This is a genomic window from Myroides injenensis M09-0166 (assembly GCF_000246945.1).
In the GTDB taxonomy this organism is placed as follows: Bacteria; Bacteroidota; Bacteroidia; order Flavobacteriales; family Flavobacteriaceae; genus Flavobacterium; species Flavobacterium injenense.
In genome coordinates, this window is the sequence record NZ_BAEX01000065.1 from 1 (window position 1) to 20,083 (window position 20,083).

At 31.2% G+C, this 20,083-nt stretch carries 15 protein-coding genes and 1 pseudogene; 14 read left to right on the forward strand and 2 right to left on the reverse strand.

Annotated features, from left to right (window positions below):
- Nucleotides 1-451: 451 nt before the first annotated feature.
- From RH98_RS10840 to porT, 4 genes are all read left to right on the forward strand, one after another.
- Nucleotides 452-1,912, forward strand: a complete 1,461-nt coding sequence (locus RH98_RS10840) for an alanine/glycine:cation symporter family protein (RefSeq protein WP_010254537.1) — start codon at nt 452-454, stop codon at nt 1,910-1,912.
- 69 nt (nt 1,913-1,981) lie between these two features.
- Nucleotides 1,982-2,542: a GNAT family N-acetyltransferase gene (locus RH98_RS10845; protein ID WP_010254540.1), complete on the forward strand. Its 561-nt coding sequence runs from the start codon at nt 1,982-1,984 to the stop codon at nt 2,540-2,542.
- Between the two features lie 852 nt (nt 2,543-3,394).
- A complete protein-coding gene (ubiE, locus tag RH98_RS10850) occupies nt 3,395-4,123 on the forward strand; it encodes a bifunctional demethylmenaquinone methyltransferase/2-methoxy-6-polyprenyl-1,4-benzoquinol methylase UbiE (RefSeq protein WP_010254542.1) in 729 nt (242 codons plus the stop codon).
- A 1-nt stretch (nt 4,124) separates the two neighbouring features.
- The gene (gene porT, locus RH98_RS10855) at nt 4,125-4,922 is read left to right on the forward strand and encodes a type IX secretion/gliding motility protein PorT/SprT (protein WP_010254543.1); all 798 of its coding nucleotides are present in this window, start codon (nt 4,125-4,127) and stop codon (nt 4,920-4,922) included.
- 4 nt (nt 4,923-4,926) lie between these two features.
- On the opposite strand, the pseudogene RH98_RS10860 reads toward porT, so the two are convergent.
- Nucleotides 4,927-5,660 (reverse strand): annotated as a pseudogene (locus RH98_RS10860) (TrmH family RNA methyltransferase).
- A 14-nt stretch (nt 5,661-5,674) separates the two neighbouring features.
- Between RH98_RS10860 and tamL the strand changes: the two are divergent.
- Genes tamL through accD form a run of 3 tightly spaced genes read left to right on the forward strand, consistent with a single transcriptional unit; the run spans nt 5,675 to nt 10,284 of the window.
- On the forward strand, nt 5,675-8,272 hold the full coding sequence (gene tamL / locus RH98_RS10865; RefSeq protein ID WP_500778342.1) for a translocation and assembly module lipoprotein TamL: 2,598 nt from the start codon (nt 5,675-5,677) through the stop codon (nt 8,270-8,272).
- A gap of 46 nt (nt 8,273-8,318) precedes the next feature.
- On the forward strand, nt 8,319-9,386 hold the full coding sequence (gene fbaA, locus RH98_RS10870; protein ID WP_010254548.1) for a class II fructose-bisphosphate aldolase: 1,068 nt from the start codon (nt 8,319-8,321) through the stop codon (nt 9,384-9,386).
- A 43-nt stretch (nt 9,387-9,429) separates the two neighbouring features.
- Nucleotides 9,430-10,284: an acetyl-CoA carboxylase, carboxyltransferase subunit beta gene (gene accD, locus RH98_RS10875; RefSeq protein WP_010254550.1), complete on the forward strand. Its 855-nt coding sequence runs from the start codon at nt 9,430-9,432 to the stop codon at nt 10,282-10,284.
- A 103-nt stretch (nt 10,285-10,387) separates the two neighbouring features.
- On the opposite strand, the gene RH98_RS10880 is transcribed toward accD, so the two are convergent.
- A complete protein-coding gene (locus RH98_RS10880) occupies nt 10,388-11,644 on the reverse strand; it encodes an ABC transporter permease (protein WP_010254553.1) in 1,257 nt (418 codons plus the stop codon).
- A gap of 157 nt (nt 11,645-11,801) precedes the next feature.
- Between RH98_RS10880 and purH the strand changes: the two genes are divergently transcribed.
- Genes purH through RH98_RS10915 form a run of 7 tightly spaced genes read left to right on the forward strand, consistent with a single transcriptional unit; the run spans nt 11,802 to nt 19,481 of the window.
- A complete protein-coding gene (gene purH, locus RH98_RS10885; RefSeq protein WP_010254556.1) occupies nt 11,802-13,328 on the forward strand; it encodes a bifunctional phosphoribosylaminoimidazolecarboxamide formyltransferase/IMP cyclohydrolase in 1,527 nt (508 codons plus the stop codon).
- Between the two features lie 56 nt (nt 13,329-13,384).
- Nucleotides 13,385-14,413 (forward strand): rod shape-determining protein, encoded by a 1,029-nt coding sequence (locus RH98_RS10890; RefSeq protein WP_010254559.1) that lies wholly within the window; start codon nt 13,385-13,387, stop codon nt 14,411-14,413.
- Nucleotides 14,414-14,423: 10 nt separating this feature from the next.
- Nucleotides 14,424-15,254 (forward strand): rod shape-determining protein MreC, encoded by an 831-nt coding sequence (gene mreC, locus RH98_RS10895; protein ID WP_026038860.1) that lies wholly within the window; start codon nt 14,424-14,426, stop codon nt 15,252-15,254.
- A complete protein-coding gene (locus RH98_RS10900) occupies nt 15,247-15,771 on the forward strand; it encodes a hypothetical protein (protein WP_010254565.1) in 525 nt (174 codons plus the stop codon). Before mreC ends, RH98_RS10900 begins: the two co-directional genes overlap by 8 nt.
- Nucleotides 15,768-17,633, forward strand: coding sequence for a penicillin-binding protein 2 (gene mrdA, locus RH98_RS10905; RefSeq protein ID WP_010254567.1), 1,866 nt, complete (start codon nt 15,768-15,770; stop codon nt 17,631-17,633). The genes RH98_RS10900 and mrdA overlap by 4 nt, the downstream gene beginning before the upstream one ends.
- A complete protein-coding gene (gene rodA, locus RH98_RS10910; protein WP_010254568.1) occupies nt 17,630-18,883 on the forward strand; it encodes a rod shape-determining protein RodA in 1,254 nt (417 codons plus the stop codon). Before mrdA ends, rodA begins: the two co-directional genes overlap by 4 nt.
- Before the next feature lie 55 nt (nt 18,884-18,938).
- Nucleotides 18,939-19,481: a hypothetical protein gene (locus RH98_RS10915; protein WP_010254571.1), complete on the forward strand. Its 543-nt coding sequence runs from the start codon at nt 18,939-18,941 to the stop codon at nt 19,479-19,481.
- Nucleotides 19,482-20,083: the final 602 nt, after the last annotated feature.

Sequence of the window (20,083 nt, forward strand, 5' to 3'; positions counted from 1 at the left end):
ACACGTAGTATCACCATCCTCTTTTGTTTTGTATATTATCTATAGTTTATTTATTTTCTTTGAGCACTTCTTTTACTATACTTGCTCAATAGATACTTTACATCAGGCTTCTGTCCTATTCTTTATATCCCCTTACCTATTTTTACAACTTGAAAAAGTACAAAACTAAAAACTGTTTTTTTAATAGTTTCTTTCTCTTCCACTAAGTACACAAGTTTTTTTTTCATTTAGTAATCTTGCCTAGTGATTTATAACAGCAGATTTACTGACTTTATATCTTTACACCTAACATTTCACAATAGTTAATTTTATGTTATAAATAACATTTACCAAATTCTTAAAACCCCATCTATATAAATTTTCAAACTAAAATCAATATAAATTTTGTCATATTAGACTTTTTACCTACTTTTTCATAATAATAAACTAACAACACAACAAAAATTACATTATGGAAAGTATAATTAAATTGGCCAATTCAATTATTTGGTCAAATGTCTTCATTGCCCTTTGTTTAGGGGCAGGTCTATTTTTTACTATTCGAACAAATTTTGTACAGATAAGATATGTACGTCATATGGTAAAATTACTTTTTACTGAAGGGTCTTCTGAACGTGGTGTAAGTCCATTTCAAGCTTTTAGTATGGCTATTGCAGGGCGAGTAGGTGTAGGAAATATTGTGGGAGTAGCAACTGCAATCGCAGCGGGAGGACCTGGAGCTGTATTTTGGATGTGGATGATAGCTTTTTTAGGAAGCGCATCAGCTTTTGTAGAATCCACCTTAGCACAAATCTATAAAGAAGAAAAAAACGGACAATATTGTGGTGGTCCAGCGTTCTATATTGAGCATGGTATCAATAAAAAATGGTTTGCATTACTTTTCTCTATTATTACTTTAATAAGCTGTGCACTATTCTTACCAAGTATTCAGAGCAATAGTATATCAATAAGTATTAAAAATGCTTTTGATGTACCTCAATGGATTACAGGAATAGGTATTTGCATATTTCTAGCCCTTACAGTATTTGGAGGAGCAAAGAAAATAGGGAGAATATCTCAAGTAATTGTTCCATTTATGGCAGGAGCTTATATAATAATGGCAGTCATCATTATTGCACTAAATATCAAGGAAGTACCAGCAATATTTGGATTAATATTTAGATCAGCTTTCAATCTAGAATCAGCTTTCAGTGGAATATTTGGTTCAGCAATAGCTTGGGGAGTTAAAAGAGGAATTTATTCTAATGAAGCTGGGCAAGGAACTGCTCCTCACGCGGCAGCTGCCTCTGAAACATCTCATCCAGTAAAGCAAGGTCTTGTGCAAGCTTTCTCAGTTTATGTAGATACACTATTTGTATGTACAGCCACTGCACTTATGATTTTATTTACGCACCAGTATAATGTATTTGATAATGCAGGGGATTATATAGTTAAAAACATTCCTGGAGTAGAAGCCGGATCAGAATATACTGTAAATGCTATTGCAGTTCATTTTCCACTTATAGCAAGCCAATTTATAGCGATAGCTCTAACTTTTTTTGCTATAACCACCACAATGTCATATGTATTTATTGCGGAATCAAACTTTACCTATTTAAGCAAGCAAAAGAATATTATCTTAAGATGGGTAATGAGAGCAATCATTTTAGCTGCTGTATACTATGCCGCCATTAGTAAACCAAGTACAGCATGGGATATTGGGGATATCGGTGTAGGCGCCATGGCATGGATAAACTTTATAGCTATATTATTATTATATAAACCAGCTATGATTGCTCTTGACGACTATAACAAGCAACGCAAAAAAGGCAAAGACCCAGTCTTTAATCCTAAGGAATTAAATATAAAAAATGCTAGTCCCATTTGGGATCGTGTAGTTAAGGAAAGAGAATATAAAGACAAACATCAATAATAAATTCAATAATCTTGATTTCACTTAATAAAAACTCTTTACTACCTTTGTTTTCTAAACAAAAAGAAAATGCAATATCAAATAAGACCAGCAAAAAAAGAAGATTATGATGTAGTTCCTGAATTAATGCTACAAGCAATGGAAGACATTGTATTTAGCTTTATTCAAAAAGAAGATATTGAAGAAGCCATTAATTTCTTGACCATTTTATTTAAAAAGCCTAATAATCTTTACAGCTTCGAGAACACTTTCGTTGCAGTAGATGAAGAAGATAATGTCGTAGGTACGGTAACAGGATACAATGGAAATGAGTTCGAAAAACTAAGAGAACCTGTGTTAGAATTGATGCGAAAACAATACAACAATGATATGATACCAGAGCCTGAAACAGAAGGTAACGAATATTATATTGACACTGTTGCTGTTTCTCCAATTGTTCAAGGTAAAGGTGTAGGTAGTCATTTATTAAAATACATTGTTGACTATGCTAAATCAAATAATTACAGCCAAGTTGGTTTAATAGTAGATTTAGAAAATCCAGATGCTATGAAACTCTATACTCGCTTAGGATTTAACAAAGGAAAACAAATTGAATTCGTTGGAGGTGATTATTACCATATGTATATATAAACCTATTTTCATAAAATTATAAATAAAAGCCTTATCTACTTATTAGTTAAGGCTTTTATTATTTTAATATAATGAGGTTGTCTTAACTTTTGGAAAATAAAAAAAGCCAATAGAAATTTCCTAAAAACTAAAAAGTTAAAGTAACTTCATATTATTATTGTTACTCATCCAATTCATTATCCTCCTTTAATTATTCAAATGTCTTTTGAACAAAAGTGCTTAAAATGATTCATGGAATATTTGATTTCATATCAGCCTTTATTACTATAGACGATATAATTTTTTCAACAATGCTTCAACAGTTCTTCAAGATTCCCTCAATAACCAGCTCTCTATATGGAGCAATCATGGGGAAATGTTGAAGAAGTGTTGAAGCATTTCGCTAGAGTCCTTATGAATACTAGCCTTGACAAGAACTCCAATTTTACCACAATAGATTATTTTTAATGTAAACTACTGTAATTTAACAAGATATGTTTTTTTATGATTAAAAAAAAGTGAGGTGTTTTTTTGTTGTGCTTAGATCGTTAAAATATTTATAGAAAAATATGCAATTGAAAAATAAAAAGCTTAGTTAAATAGCTTTCATTCTTTAAGCAATAGATTTAATATCACATCATTTAGTAGGATGACATGGCGTTTCTTAACTTCTAACGTTATAGGTCTTAAGAAATTTCAAAAAACTAATAAGTCAAGATGACTTCAATTTAAACTGTAAAAAGTCCATCAATCCTAGGCAAGTCAAAATAAAAAGGTTTAGATTAATCATATCTTGTGATTGATTGCAATTATCCCTAATTCTAAACCAAACAATTACTTTTTAATATTTATATTTGTCCAAAATTAAATACAATGTCAAAAGAGATAACTCCATATAAAGAATCTGAATTAGGGAAAAAACAACAAGTTGAACAAATGTTTGATACTATATCAGGCAATTATGACAACTTAAATCGTATGATTTCACTAGGGACAGATCAAGGATGGAGACGAAAAGTACTTAAAATGGTTTCTGAAAAACAACCAGAAACTATCTTAGATATTGCAACAGGAACAGGGGATTTAGCAATATTATTATCAAAATCAAATGCTAAAAAAATCACTGGTCTAGATTTATCTGCAGGAATGCTTGAGGTAGGAAAGAAAAAAATAAAAGCTTTAAATCTAGATAATCGTATCGAAATGATACAAGGAGATTCAGAGAACCTTCCTTTTGCAGACAACTCATTTGACGCTATTACTGTTGGCTTTGGTATTCGAAATTTTGAAAATTTAGAAAAAGGATTATCAGAAATATTAAGAGTATTAAAACCTGGAGGAATTTTTGTTATACTAGAAACATCTGTTCCTACTAAATTCCCTTTCAAACAAGGATATTTTTTATACACACAGAATATCATGCCTTTCATGGGGAAACTTTTCTCAAAAGACAAAAATGCGTATAAATATTTATCTGATTCAGCTAAAAATTTTCCATTTGGGGAGAATTTAAACAATATTTTAAGAAAAGTTGGGTTTAAAGATGTAAAGCATAAACCTCAAACTATGGGAATTGCTACAATTTATTCGTCATCAAAATAGTATGAAAAAACTGTGTATAATCTTTTTTATTCTCTTGAGCACTTCACAAGGATTTGCGCAATGGATCTTTGGTAAGAATCCTATTATTAATAAACCTGACTGGGACAAGCAGCGTGTTCATTGGGGGTATTATTTAGGTTTTAATTCTTATAATTATAAAATTGATTATACAGCAGATTATTACAAACAACTAGAAGAACTTCAAAAGAAGTTTCCTCATGATTACACTGAAATACAAGTGACAGGTAATACTGGTTTCAATGTAGGTTTAGTAGGTAATCTGCGCATTATGGAATATTTAGATTTGCGTTTTGAACCAGGTTTATATTATGCAAAAAGACAATTGCGATACCCTAAAGCTATTATCTATAACTACTATAATGAACAGCATCAAAATGCAAATCCTACCGAGGCAGAACTAAAAAATTCTTCTACAAAAGAAGTTAATTCCACTTATATCCACTTCCCTTTACTTTTAAAGTTTTCAGCTTTAAGAGCAGGTAACGTAAGACCCTATGTATTAGGAGGTTTTTCAGTAGATTTAAACTTAAGTAGTAATACAAGTTCAAGCAAGGACAACTACGAAGGCATATGGCGCATGAAAAAATGGACAGCAAATTATGAAGTTGGTGTTGGTATAGATATTTACTTCCAGTATTTTAAATTTTCACCATCGGTAAGAGGGGTATTTGGACTACAAGATGAATTAGTAAGAGACAATAATCCTAATAGTCCATGGACTGGAAATATAAAATCAATGAAAACAAGAGGGATTTTTGTAAACTTTACTTTCCACTAATTTTTTAAACTTCGTTTCTTTTAAACTCACTCAATACAATAGATGTAGCCATAGCTACATTTAAGCTTTCTGTTTGCTGTAATTTTCCAAAACGAGGTATTGTAATACGATTATTCACAAGGCTTTCTATCTCATTAGAAATACCATTCGCTTCATTCCCCATAATAATAATCCCTTGTGAAGGAAGCACCTCAGTATAAATATTCTTACCATCAAGGAAAGTACCAAACACTGGTAAATCGTTAGCACTTTTAATTAAACTAGATAAATCCCCATATATAATATTAACTCTGGCTATCGAGCCCATAGTAGCTTGTACTACTTTAGGGTTATAAATATCAACAGTTTCCTTAGAACAAATAATATCTTCAATACCAAACCAATCACATAAACGAATAATAGTACCTAAATTACCAGGATCTCTAACATCATCTAAAGCAACAATCAAATTATTGTAATCAACTTCTTTTTGTTTTGGAATTTTAAAAACTGCTAGACAATTAGAAGGTGAAGATAAAGCAGACATTTTTTTCAAATCATCAGAACTTACTATAGTAAATTTGGAAGTAGATACTCCTAATTCTAGTGGTTCAATTGCGTAAATATGATCTAATTCAATAGAAGATTTTAATAACTCATCTATTACTTTAATACCCTCAGCAATAAACAATTGAAATTCTTTTCTATTTTTTTTTGATGTAAACTCTTAATTAATTTGATTTGGTTTTTCGTAACCATAAAAAAATGTATTTTTGAACTATATATTGATATCTACCACTTTGAGCAAATATTTACCAAAAATAGTACTATTTCTATTAACCAGCATAACTTTTTTTTCCTGCTCTATTACTAAGAGAGTACCGGATGGCAGAGCGTTATTATTAGAAAATAAAATTTTTGAAAATGGTAAAAAACAGAAAAAAGAAGATGTTATTGCGCAATTATATCAACATCCAAATAGTACGTTTCCATTTACTAATTTTCACTTAAGATTAAATTTATATAATCTTGCTAGACCAAATGCCGATTCTCTTTATCACGTGTGGTTAGATCAGCATCCTAAAACAGACAAAGCTCTTGTAAACGTATTGTCTCGCAAACAAGTTAATCGTCTAGGAGAATCGTTTATTATAGCAGGTATCAATAATTTCCTTATTAAGACAGGAGAGCCACCTGTTTTATATGATACATTAAAAACAAATAAATCACTTACTAGATTAAAAAATTATTACTTTAATAAAGGATATTTTGACATTCAAGTAAAGTCACAAGTAGATACAATTGGAATAAAAAAAGTTACAAATACTTATGAAGTAGTAACAGGAGATCCTTACTACATCGATAGTCTATCTTCTAGTATTTCAACTCCAGCATTACAAGACTTATATAATAAAACAAAAAAAGGAAGCTTAATAAAACCTAATACTGTATTTAACGTTCAAAATTTTGATAATGAACGCAAAAGACTTACTTCTGATTTTAGAAATAACGGAGCTTATTATTTTCAAGAATTAAGCATACGCTATGAAGTAGATACAATTTTAAATAAAAAGAATTCAGCAAATGTTAACTTGATTATTGATCCAAGAACCATTAAATCTGGAGATACATTAGTACAAGTTCCTTATAAACTATATAAGATTAGCGATGTAAATATATTTACTGATAATAGTAGTAAGAATAGAGAGTTTGTACTAGATAGTATTCAGTATAATAATTTTAATATTTATAGCTCAACAAAATTACAGTATAAACCTAAAGCTCTTACTGATGCAATATTTATTACTAAAGGAAGTACTTTTAGTGATCAACGCAGAATCTTAACTTCAAGATCAATAAGTAATCTACGTATATTTAATTACCCAGTAATTGAATATATTGAAGACCCTAGAGATAGTACTAAACAATCTCTGATAAGCAATATCTATCTGACATCAAGAAAAAAAATGACGTTTAATCCATCATTAGATATTACACACTCAAATATACAGGATTTTGGTATTGGAGGAAGTATGGGACTTCTATTTAGAAATGTATTTAGAGGGGCAGAAATATTAGAATTTAATATTAAAGGAAGTATTGGTTCTTCACGTCAGATGAGTAACCCTAATAATGTATTCTTTAATGTTACAGAATATGGATCAGATATAAAATTAACCTTTCCTAGGGTATTATTTCCTATTAAAACAGAAAGAATTATACCTAAATCAATGTTACCAACCACCTCAATGGGATTTGGTATTTCAAAACAGCGCAACATAGGACTTGACAAAGACAACTTTAATGGGACTATTAATTATTCGTGGTATCCATCTCGTACGAACTCATTTAGTTTTGATTTAGCAAATATTCAATATGTAAGAAACACTAATCCAAATAATTATTTTACGGTCTATAAATCGTCTTATAATCGTCTTAATGCTATCTCACAAAATTATAAAGATGAACTGCCGACAGATTTTTTTAATGAGTCAGGTGATTTGTCAATTGATAATAATGGTGCAAATGATTTTATGAAAGTTGCTACTCAAGCAGACAACCCTTACAATGTCACACCAGAAGATCAACGATTAATCAGAAGTATTTCAGAAAGGCAAGTGCGTCTATCAGAAAACAACTTAATAATTTCATCTAATTTAGTGTTCACTAGAACAACAAAGACAAGTATAAACGATCACAGTTTTTATACTTTAAAAGCTAAAATAGAATCTGCAGGTGGGTTAATGGATATGATAATGAAAGGAGCTAGTTCTAAAACAGGCCCTACAGGAAAGAAAACATTCTTAGATGTAGAATTCTCGCAATACGTAAAAACAGAATTAGATTTTGTAAAATATTGGGATCTTGGAAGACAAAGAGTCATTGCAATTAGAGCTTTTGGAGGTATAGCATTGCCTTATGCCAACTCTAACTCAATTCCTTTTTCACGTAGTTATTTTTCAGGCGGATCAAATGACAATAGAGGTTGGCAATCGTATCGTTTAGGACCAGGTAGAAGTGGTGGAATAAATGATTTTAATGAGGCTAATATGAAACTATTTTTCAGTACAGAATATAGATTTAATTTTGGTGGTAAATGGTTTGGAGCGTTATTTATGGATGCATCTAATATTTGGAATATTTGGGATGACGTAAAAGATGATAATTATACATTTAATGGAATTTCTTCATTAAAAGACATTGCAGTGGCAACTGGGTTTGGTATTCGATATGATTTTAGTTTCTTTGTATTCAGAATAGATATGGGATTTAAAACATTTGACCCATCAATAGAATCACAAAGAAGATGGTTTAAAGAATTCAACTTTAAAGAGTCCGTTTTAAATGTTGGAATCAATTATCCATTCTAATCAAATAATAATTAGTATTTTTGTAGAAACAATTAACACAACAGACATGGCACATAATATTAAACCTGGAGTTGCATTTGGGGATCAAGTGCAAGAGATTTTCAATTACGCAAAAGAAAAAGGATTCGCTTTACCAGCTGTAAACGTAACTAGTTCAAGTACTATCAATGCAGTATTAGAATCTGCTGCTAAAATGAATGCACCTGTTATTATTCAATTTTCGAATGGAGGAGCTGCATTTATCGCAGGTAAAGGACTATCTAATGAAAACCAAAAAGCAGCTATCCTTGGGGCGATTGCTGGTGCAAAACACGTACATGAATTAGCTGTAGCATATGGTGTACCAGTAATTTTACATACTGACCACTGTGCTAAAAAGTTATTACCATGGATCGATGGTTTATTAGATGCAGGTGAAAAACATATGAAAGAATTTGGAAGACCATTATTCAGCTCTCATATGATTGATTTATCTGAAGAACCAATAAAAGAAAATATTGAAATTTCTAAAAAATACCTTGAGCGCATGAGCAAAATGGGAATGACTTTAGAAATTGAATTAGGAATTACAGGTGGTGAAGAAGACGGAGTAGATAACTCTGGTGTAGATTCATCTAAATTATATACTCAACCTGAAGAAGTAGCTTACGCATTTGAAGAATTATCAAAAGTGAGCCCACGTTTTACTATTGCAGCAGCATTTGGTAACGTACATGGTGTATATAAACCAGGTAATGTTAAACTTACACCTAAAATTTTAAAAAATTCTCAAGAATATGTATCTAAAAAATTCAATTTAGGTCATAACCCAGTTGATTTTGTTTTCCATGGAGGATCAGGATCATCTCTTGAAGAAATTAGAGAAGCTATTGGATATGGAGTTATCAAAATGAACATTGATACTGATACACAATTTGCTTATACTGAAGGTATACGCGATTATATGGTTTCTAAAATTGACTATTTAAAAACTCAAATAGGTAACCCAGAAGGTTCAGATCTACCAAATAAAAAATATTACGATCCTAGAACATGGGTTAGACAAGGAGAATTGACTTTAATTGCTCGATTAGAAAAAGCTTTTGAAGACTTAAATAACGTAAATACGTTATAATACTCCTTGCTTTCGAACTTAATATAAACAAAACAAACATTTTATGGCTTGGTTTAAAAGGAAAGAAAAAGGAATTCAGACACCAACGGAAAACAAAAAAGATATTCCTAAAGGGCTTTGGTACAAATCTCCAACAGGAAAAATAATTGATTCTGACGAACTAGAGCAAAATTTATGGGTAAGCCCAGAAGATGGTTATCACGTTCGTATTGGTAGTAAAGAGTATTTCGAAATTCTTTTTGACAATAACGACTACAAAGAAATAGCCAAAAGCCTTTCTTCAAAAGATATTTTAAAATTTGAAGATACTAAGAAATATGTAGATCGTCTAAAAGAAGCAATGACCAAAACACAATTGAAAGATGCTGTTAGGGTTGCTGTTGGAAATTCAAAAGGAGAGAAATTAGTAGTTGCAGCTATGGACTTTGCATTCATTGGTGGATCAATGGGTTCTGTAGTTGGAGAAAAAATTGCTAGAGGAATTGACTACTCTTTAAAAAACAATATTCCTTTCATGATGATTTCAAAATCAGGGGGAGCACGTATGATGGAGGCAGGATTTTCTCTAATGCAGATGGCTAAAACGTCTGCTAAATTATCACAATTAAGTGACGCTAAAATCCCATATATCTCTTTATGTACCGATCCTACTACAGGTGGTATTTCTGCTTCTTTTGCAATGTTAGGAGATATTAATATTGCTGAGCCAGGTGCATTAATTGGTTTTGCAGGTCCACGAATTGTTAAAGATACTACTGGTAAAGATTTACCTGAAGGTTTCCAAACTTCAGAATTCTTATTAGAACATGGTTTCTTAGATTTTATCGTTCACCGACGAGATTTAAAGAAAAATGTTAATTTATATCTTGACTTAATTTTAGATAGACCAATAAGATAATTAAATAGAATAAGGTCGCCTTTTAATTAAGGCGACCTTTTTTTAAACATAAAAACCATATAAAAGAGGGATTGACTACTTAGTCAATCCCTCTTTTATATGGCTACATTCCCATACGAATTGCTTCAACTGGATCTAAATTAGCAGCTGATCGCGCAGGAAGAAAACCTGATATCATTCCTATTATCCCAGATAAAACCAACCCTTTAAGTATATTGCTAAAACTTAAAACAAAGAAAAAACTAGTAAAGGTAGAAACGAAAAAAGATATCATCCAAACTAAAATAATTCCCACTACACCACCTATTAAAGCAAGTATTATAGATTCAAATAGAAATTGTAAAAGAATAAATTTCTTTTTTGCGCCAATAGATTTTTGAATACCGATTAAATGTGTACGCTCTTTCACTGATACAAACATGATATTAGCAATCCCAAAACCACCTACTAACAATGAAAAACCGCTAACTATCCACCCTACAACATTCATCTTTTCAATTATTCCATCAATAAAATCAAGCATTCCTCCAAAAACATTGACAAAGAAGTTGTCATCTTCACCAATTTTCATACCTCTAAAAAGACGTAACTTAGCTCTAATCTCATCTTCAAATTCATTAACATCATATTGTTCAAAAGGCTTCAAGACTACAACTGGAGTAAGCATTGAATTATTCTCTCCATATATTTGACGTACACAATTAGAAGGAAAATAAGCACGTTCATCATAGCTACTATCAAATGTTATACTAGAAGCTCCTTGTTTTTCAATTACGCCCACTACTCTAAAATTACGTCCATATAATCTAACTATCTTTCCTATTGGATCTATATCGTCAAAAAGTGTTTTTGCGACTTCATAACCTAGTACTATAACATTACTCCCATTATTTGCTTCAGCCTCATTAAAAAACCTTCCATTTGCAATTTTAACGTTGTCTAAATATTGCATATCCACACCTGTAGGTTTCATTATTACATCTGACGCATAATTTGCATTGTACTTAATGTTTTCAGCTTTTGTAAAAAAATTATAAGAGATATACTCTACTCCATTTACATTGCGTTTTAAATATTCGTATTCATCAAAAGTCATTTTAGGATATTGATCTACTTTCCACCTAGGAATATCAACTGGCCCAAAAGAATGATTAAATACATAAATCATATTCAAATCAAACCCACTTAGCTCCTTCTTAATATTTTTATCCAATGAATCTACAGCTGCTAAAACTGCAATAATTGAAAACACACCAATTGTAACACCAAGCAATGATAAGATGGTACGAAGTCTATTCGTTTTTAAAGAATTAATAGCAAACTGAAAGCTATTTACCAGTAGTCTAAAATAAAGAACCATAAACCTTTACCTATTTAAATAACAATTTATAAGTTATCAGTCGCTAGCTCTTATATATTGTTACAAATTATTATACATAAATAAAGATAAAACTTCTGTTTTAAACTTTATAATTATACTTACAATACTTACTTTTGCCATTCATTAATAACACAACATGAATACAACTAAAAAAATTAAATCTGCATTAATCTCCGTTTTCGATAAGAACGGCCTTGCACCAATCGTACAAGAACTACACAAGCACAATGTAACTATCTACTCAACAGGAGGAACTGAAACTTTTATTAAAGAACTTGGTATCCCTGTTGTAGCTGTAGAAGATGTGACATCTTATCCTTCTATTTTAGGTGGTAGAGTAAAAACGTTACACCCAAAAATATTTGGTGGAATCTTAAACAGACAAGATAATGCACAAGATGTAGCACAAATGCAAGAGTTTGATATCCCTCAAATTGACTTAGTAATTGTTGATTTATATCCATTTGAAAAAACAGTAGCATCAGGAGCTTCAGAGGCTGATATCATAGAAAAAATTGATATAGGTGGAATCTCCCTTATTAGAGCTGCTGCTAAAAACTTTAAAGACACAGTAATTGTTCCTTCTGTTAATGAATATGAGCTATTCTTAAACATGATAACAGAAAACCAAGGTGCAACTACATTAGAACAAAGAAAATTATTAGCAACTAGAGCTTTTAAAACTTCTTCTCACTACGATACCGCAATCTTTAATTACTTCAATCAAGAAGATGATACTTTAAAGATAAGTATTGATAACGGTATCGAATTAAGATATGGGGAGAACCCTCACCAAAAAGGTCAATTCTTCGGTGATTTTGATGCTCTTTTCACGAAATTAAATGGTAAGGAATTATCTTATAATAATTTATTAGACGTGGATGCAGCAGTGAATCTAATGAATGAATTTACTAACGAGAAACCAACATTCGCAATATTAAAACACAACAACGCTTGTGGATTAGCGCAAAGAGATACAATGGTTGAGGCATATTTAGATGCTCTAGCTGGAGATCCTACATCTGCATTTGGAGGTGTTTTAATAGCTAATAATAAAATCGACAAAGCTACAGCAGAAGAGATCAATAAATTATTCTGTGAAGTTATCATTGCTCCTAGTTACGATGATGAAGCTATTGAAATATTAAAAGAGAAAAAAAATAGAATAATCTTAGTAATTAACGACATAGAATTACCTAAAAAACAAGTACGTACTTGTTTAAACGGTATTTTAGTACAAGATAAAGATTATCTTACCGACAATAAAGAACAACTTAAAAACGTTACTAAACTTACACCCACTGCTAACGAAATTGAAGATTTATTGTTTGCTTCTAAAATTTGTAAGCATACTAAATCTAACACAATCGTTTTTGTAAAAGGACGTCAACTTTGTGCTTCAGGTACGGGACAAACCTCAAGAGTAGATGCATTACGTCATGCTATTGAAAAAGCTACATCTTTTAATTTTGATTTAAAAGGAGCTGTAATGGCTAGTGATGCGTTTTTCCCATTTCCTGATTGTGTAGAAATTGCTGGTAACGCAGGTATAACTGCTGTAATACAACCGGGTGGATCAATTAAAGACGAATTAAGTATAGACTATTGTAATGAAAATAATATAGCAATGGTGTTCACAGGAACGCGCCATTTTAAACATTAATTTATTACTTTTGTACTTCATATAAAAATATTAACTCTAAAAGCCTTTTTAATTGTATGGGATTTTTTGATTTTATGACGGAGGACATCGCTATCGACCTAGGAACGGCGAATACCTTGATCATTCACGATGGGAAAGTTGTGGTAGACAACCCTTCTATTGTTGCACGTGATAGGACAACAGGAAAGATAATTGCTGTTGGAAAAGAAGCGAGTCTTATGCAAGGGAAAACACATGGTAATATCAAAACAATCCGCCCATTAAAAGACGGAGTTATTGCTGATTTTGATGCTTCGGAAAAAATGATAAGCCTCTTTATCAAAAGCATTCCTTCATTGAGAAAGAAAATGTTTACACCTGCTTTGCGTATGGTAGTATGTATTCCTTCAGGAATTACTGAAGTTGAAATGCGTGCAGTAAAAGAATCTTGTGAAAGAGTGAATGGTAAAGAGGTTTATTTAATACACGAGCCTATGTCTGCTGCAATTGGTATTGGTGTAGATATTATGCAGCCTAAAGGAAATATGATTGTAGATATAGGTGGAGGAACTACTGAAATTGCAGTCATTGCATTAGGAGGTATTGTTTGTGATAAATCAGTTAAAATTGCTGGTGATGTATTTACAAATGATATCATTTACTATATGCGTACTCAACACAACTTATTTGTAGGAGAAAGTACTGCTGAAAAAATCAAAATTCAAATTGGTGCCGCTACTGAAGATTTAGAGACACCACCAGATGATATGTTAGTTCAAGGACGTGACTTGTTAACTGGTAAACCAAAACAAGTAACAGTTTCTTATAGAGAAATTGCTAAAGCCTTAGATAAATCTATCCAACGTGTAGAAGATGCAGTAATGGAGACATTGTCGCAAACACCACCAGAATTAGCTGCTGATATCTACAACACTGGTATTTATTTAGCAGGTGGTGGATCAATGTTAAGAGGATTAGACAAACGTATTTCTCAAAAAACAGACTTACCTGTTTACATTGCAGAGGATCCATTAAGAGCCGTAGTAAGAGGTACTGGCTTAGCAATTAAAAATCTAGACAAATATAAGAGTGTCCTTATCAAGTAAATAAAACACTATGCAGCAAATAATTAATTTCTTCATAAAAAACAGTACTAAGCTACTGTTTTTGCTGCTTTTATTCATATCGTTTGCTTTTATAATTAGAACTCATACTTTCCATAAGAGTTCTTTTATAAGTTCCGCAAATGGTGTGACGGGATACGTCTATGAAAATATTAATGACTTAAAAGAATATATGCATCTAAAATCAGAGAACGACGCTCTGGTTTTAGAAAATGCATATCTAAAATCAATTGTATATAATAATCAAACAGCAAGTGATTCTTTAGAAATACAAAATCTCAGACCTTCTGATAATGATGAATATTCAATCATTGTGGCTAAGGTGATAAGAAACTCTTTCAATACAAAAGAAAACTATTTAACTATCAAAGGTGGAAAAAACCAACATATCGAAAGAGATATGGGGGTAATTAATAGTAATGGTGTACTAGGTATTGTTGAAAAATCTTCTAATAACTACTCTACTGTTCAAAGTATTCTTAATATTAAATCAAATATTAATGCTAAAATAAAAGGCACTAATCACTTTGGTACTTTAAAATGGGATGGAACGAATACTGGATATGTTAACTTAACTGATGTCCCAAGACTTGCTGAACTTCACAAAGGAGATACAATAGTTACGGGTGGTATATCAAAAATATTCCCAGAGAATATTCCAATTGGGATAATTGAAAAAGCATATACAACAGAAGCTTCCAATTACTTTACAATTTCAGTACGTTTATTCAATGATATGACGAATTTAGGTTATGTTTATATTATCAAGAATAATAATATTGAAGAAATCAATGAATTAGAACAAGAAACTAAAAATGAATAGTATTGTATTATCAAATATTGCACGTTTTATATGCCTATTAATGGCTCAAGTATTGATATTTAATAATATTGATTTATTCACTTTTATCAATCCATTCCCTTATATTTTATTCATAATATTATATCCTACTAACCAAGATAAAGCAGTTTTTTATATTACAAGCTTTGCCTTAGGTTTGATAGTAGATATGTTTGAAAACTCGGGAGGAATACATGCTGCTGCTTCATTAATTTTAGCATTTGTAAGACCTTCAATATTAAAGTTTTCGTTTGGTATCAGTTATCAATATCACAATTTAAATATTATTAAAAAAGTAACTAATGATTTATTTAGATCATTAGAAGTTTTTGGTTATATAGCTATTTGTATAATAGTTCATCATATTGTTCTATTTGGTTTAGAGTTTTTGCGTTTCAATTTTATCTTTGAGATAGCAATACGAACTTTATTGACTACAATATTTACTTTACTTACATGTATATTGATATTATTTTTGATTAAACCAACAAAAAAATGAGAAAGTATCTATTACCAATTATAATAGCTACGGTTACTATAGTAATTCTAGCACGATTATTTTACTTGCAAGTAATGGATGACACTTATATCAAAAAGTCTGAAAATAATGCATTAAAAATCGTTTATGAATATCCTGAACGAGGATATGTATTTGATCGCAATGGAAAGCTATTAATAGCAAATCAGCCTTCTTATGACATCATGGTTGTACCTAGAGAAGTTAAAGATATTGACACATTAGCATTATGTAACTTATTAGATGTAACGAGAGAAGAATTCGATACCAAACTCTTAAAAGCTAAAAAATACAGCCCTAGGTTACCATCTATTTTTTTACCGCAATTAAGTAAAGCAGAATATGCTGCTTTTCAAGAAAAGATTAGACACTTTAATGGTTTTTATATACAAAAACGTTCTTTAAGAGACTATCAGGTATCTTCAGGAGCAAATATTTTTGGGTATATCCGTCAGGTAAATGATCAAAATATTGCAGCAAATCCTTATTACAGACCAGGCGACTTAATAGGAATTCAAGGGATAGAACAAGAATACGAACATTTATTGCGAGGTAAAAAAGGAGTAAAATATATACAAAGAGATAGATTCAACAGAGAAATAGGCTCATTCAAAAATGGTATTTATGATACAATAGCTCAAAAAGGAGAAGATATCATGCTTACTATAGATAGTGAATTACAAGCATATGGTGAACTTCTAATGCAAAATAAACGTGGCGGAATTGTTGCTATAGAACCTGAGACAGGAGAAATCCTTGCATTAGTAAATGCACCAAGTTATGACCCAGGCTTATTAGTAGGTAGAGAGAGATCTAAGAATTATACCAAATTATACAATGACTCATTAGCAAAACCATTGTATAGTAGAGTCCTTTCTGGAGAGTACTCACCTGGATCTCCATTTAAAATACTTACTTCCTTAATTGGTTTACAAGAAGGGGTTATTAATGAACATACAACCTTTAGTTGTAATAGAGGTTTTTATTACGGGAAAGGTGCTTGGATGGGATGTCACGATAGTGGTAACTGGAACTTACACACAGCTATTGCTAAATCGTGTAACACATATTTTGCTCAAACCTACAAACGTATAATTGAAAAATATAAAACTCCTGCAGAAGGTATAAATAAATGGAATGAACATTTACAAAGCTTTGGGCTTGGTCAATTTTTAGGGTATGATCTTCCTGAAGGGAGAAAAGGTCATATTCCAGACTCAAAATACTATGATAGATGGTATCCTAATGGTGGGTGGAAAAGTACTACCACTATTTCAAATGCTATTGGACAAGGAGAGGTAATTATGACACCGATGCAATTAGCTAACGTGATGGCTGCTGTTGCAAATAGAGGATATTACTACACTCCCCACATCATAAAAAATATAGAACATCACAAGATTGATAAAAAATTTACAACTAAACACCAAACCTCAATAGATCCAAAACATTTTGGTCCTATTATAGAAGGGATGAATGAAGTATTTCACAGTGGGACAGGGCGTTCTGTAAGTGTAGATAACTTAGAGATGTGTGGAAAAACAGGTACAGTAGAAAACTTCACAAGAATAAATGGTAAACGTTATCAATTAACGGATCATTCAGTTTTCGTTGCTTTTGCACCAAAAGACAATCCAAAAATTGCAATAGCTGTATTTATTGAAAATGGTTACTGGGGAGCTAGATGGGGAGCACCTATAACAAGTTTAATGTTACAGAAATATTTGCTTAAAGACGTAGTAAGAAAAGATTTAGAAAGAAAAATGATTGAAGGTAGCTTACAGTCAGAATATGATAAAGTAATTCAATTATACAAAGCCGCAGAGAATTCTAAAAAGAAATGAGAAGAGTAAGTGTACAGCGAAATATCGATTGGATAACAATACTACTATATTTTTTATTAGTAGCTGCTGGATGGTTTAATATCTATTCAGCATCTTTACCTGCTGAGACTACCTCCGTATTTGACCTTAATCAAATATATGGTAGACAACTTATCTTTATTATTATTACTATACCAGTAATTATTCTTATTCTTTCTATAGATGCAAAATTCTATGAAAAATATGCTTTAATTTTCTATGTCATTGGACTGCTATCCATACTAGGGCTTTTCTTTTTTGGTAAATCTGTAAAAGGGCAAACAAATTGGTACTCCATTGGAGGATTTGGTATTCAGCCATCTGAATTTGTAAAGACCACTACAGCCTTATTATTAGCGAAATACCTCTCCGACAATCAAGGACACTTAAACACTATAAAAGAACAAATAATTGCCCTAACAATCATTGCAATCCCTACCCTCTTCATTTTAAAACATGATACAGGAAGTGCAATGCTATTCGCTTCGCTAATATTTGTTTTATACAGAGAAGGATTGCCATCATGGTATTTATGGACAGGCTTTATAGCTATCGTACTATTTGTTTCCGCATTAGTTGTCAAACCTATTATTATTATATCGCTTATAATAGTTATAACACTCTTACACTTTTATTTCAATAAAAGCATTTCTAGAAATCCATTCATATATGTAATACTATCATTAATCATGTCAGTATTTGTGCTTTCAGTAGATTACGTTTATGACAAAGTTTTAGAACCCCATCAAAAAGACCGTATCAATGTACTTATCGGTGAAGATGTAAACCTACAAGCGGAAGGATACAATCTAAACCAATCAAAAATAGCTATTGGTTCTGGAGGATGGACTGGAACAGGTTTTCTTGAAGGAACACAGACAAAAGGAGGCTTCGTGCCCGAGCAGCATACTGACTATATCTTTACTACAGTAGGTGAAGAATGGGGCTTTTTAGGTTCTACGGTAGTGATTACCTTATTTGTCTGCCTATTCTATAGATTAATTTACTTAGCTGAAAGACAAAAAAAACGTTTTAATCGCGTCTATGGTTATTGTGTGATTGCTTTCCTATTTATACACTTTGCTTTTAACATCACAATGTTAGTTGGATTATTTCCTACTATTGGTGTTCCCCTCCCATTCTTTTCTTACGGAGGATCAAGTTTAATAGCCTTTACCGTACTTTTATTTATTTTTTTAAAGCTAGATGCTAATAAAATAAACGAATGGTAAATCATCCTTATTACAACAACTAAATACAATAAAACAAAAAACAAAAACTCGCAAAATGAACAAAAGAATGCTTTTAGCTACAAGCTTATTTGTGGCTTTCACTGTTGGTGCTAATGCTCAAGACAACAACACCAATAAGTCTAATGAATTAATTCAAACTGAAAATTCATTAAAACAGCTCTCACAAGAACAAGAAGAACTAAAATCTTCAATAACTATCGAGGAATTAAGATTAAAAAATGAACTTGATGAGGCTAAAAAGATTGAACAAGAGCAAAAAATTGCTGAACAAAAAAGAAAAGAAGAACTAAAACAACAAAAGCAAAAAGAAAAAGAACAAAAAAGAGAATTAAAGAAACAAAAAGAACTTATAAAAAGTCAGAATAATCTATCAAAAACAACTGACAAATTACATAAAGCAGAGGATAAATTTCAAAAAGAAGAAGCAAAATTCATCGAAAAGCAATCTTTAGGAAAATTGACACCTATAGAAGAGCTTAAAGGAAAGGCTAAACTTTTAAAACTACAGACAAATATAAAAGAGCTAGAATTTGAAGTTAAAAAGTATAAAATGCGTTTCGAAGCTTTACAAAAATAAAAAAAGTGCTATCATAATATAGACTGCCAACTGACCTCAAAAAAATTGAATAAAGTTATACAGTCTTTTTAATATAATGAGCTCGGTGAGATACCGAGCTCATTCCATTTATACTAATTGGAATAGGCTTGTTATTATAAATCAATATAAAATAGTTATCATTATAGTTCTAGAACACTACTGGAACGACACTCAATGCTCCTGCTTTGATACCACAATGATACCGTAGTGATACCGCTATTTAAGCGTATTTAAGCGGCATCATTGCGGTATCATAGCGGCATCACTGCGGCATCACTCAAAAGAGTAGTACTATATAATTTCATTTATATATAATATAACTGCTTAAAACTTAATGTAAGATCATTTCAAACATGTGTATTAAATAAGAATGGATCATAATGACAGTTTTTTTTTATCATAACTTTTTCTCACTTGATCCATATTAATTTTTCACTATACGGATTAACCAAACTATATGCATAAACAAAAAATAAATACTTCGTATGATGTATAGAGGAGTGAGAGATAAGTCGTTTTTCCTTTTCAGATTGACCAAACTTTTTGCCTAGTCCCCAACTTTTGAACTTGATCCCTTTTGC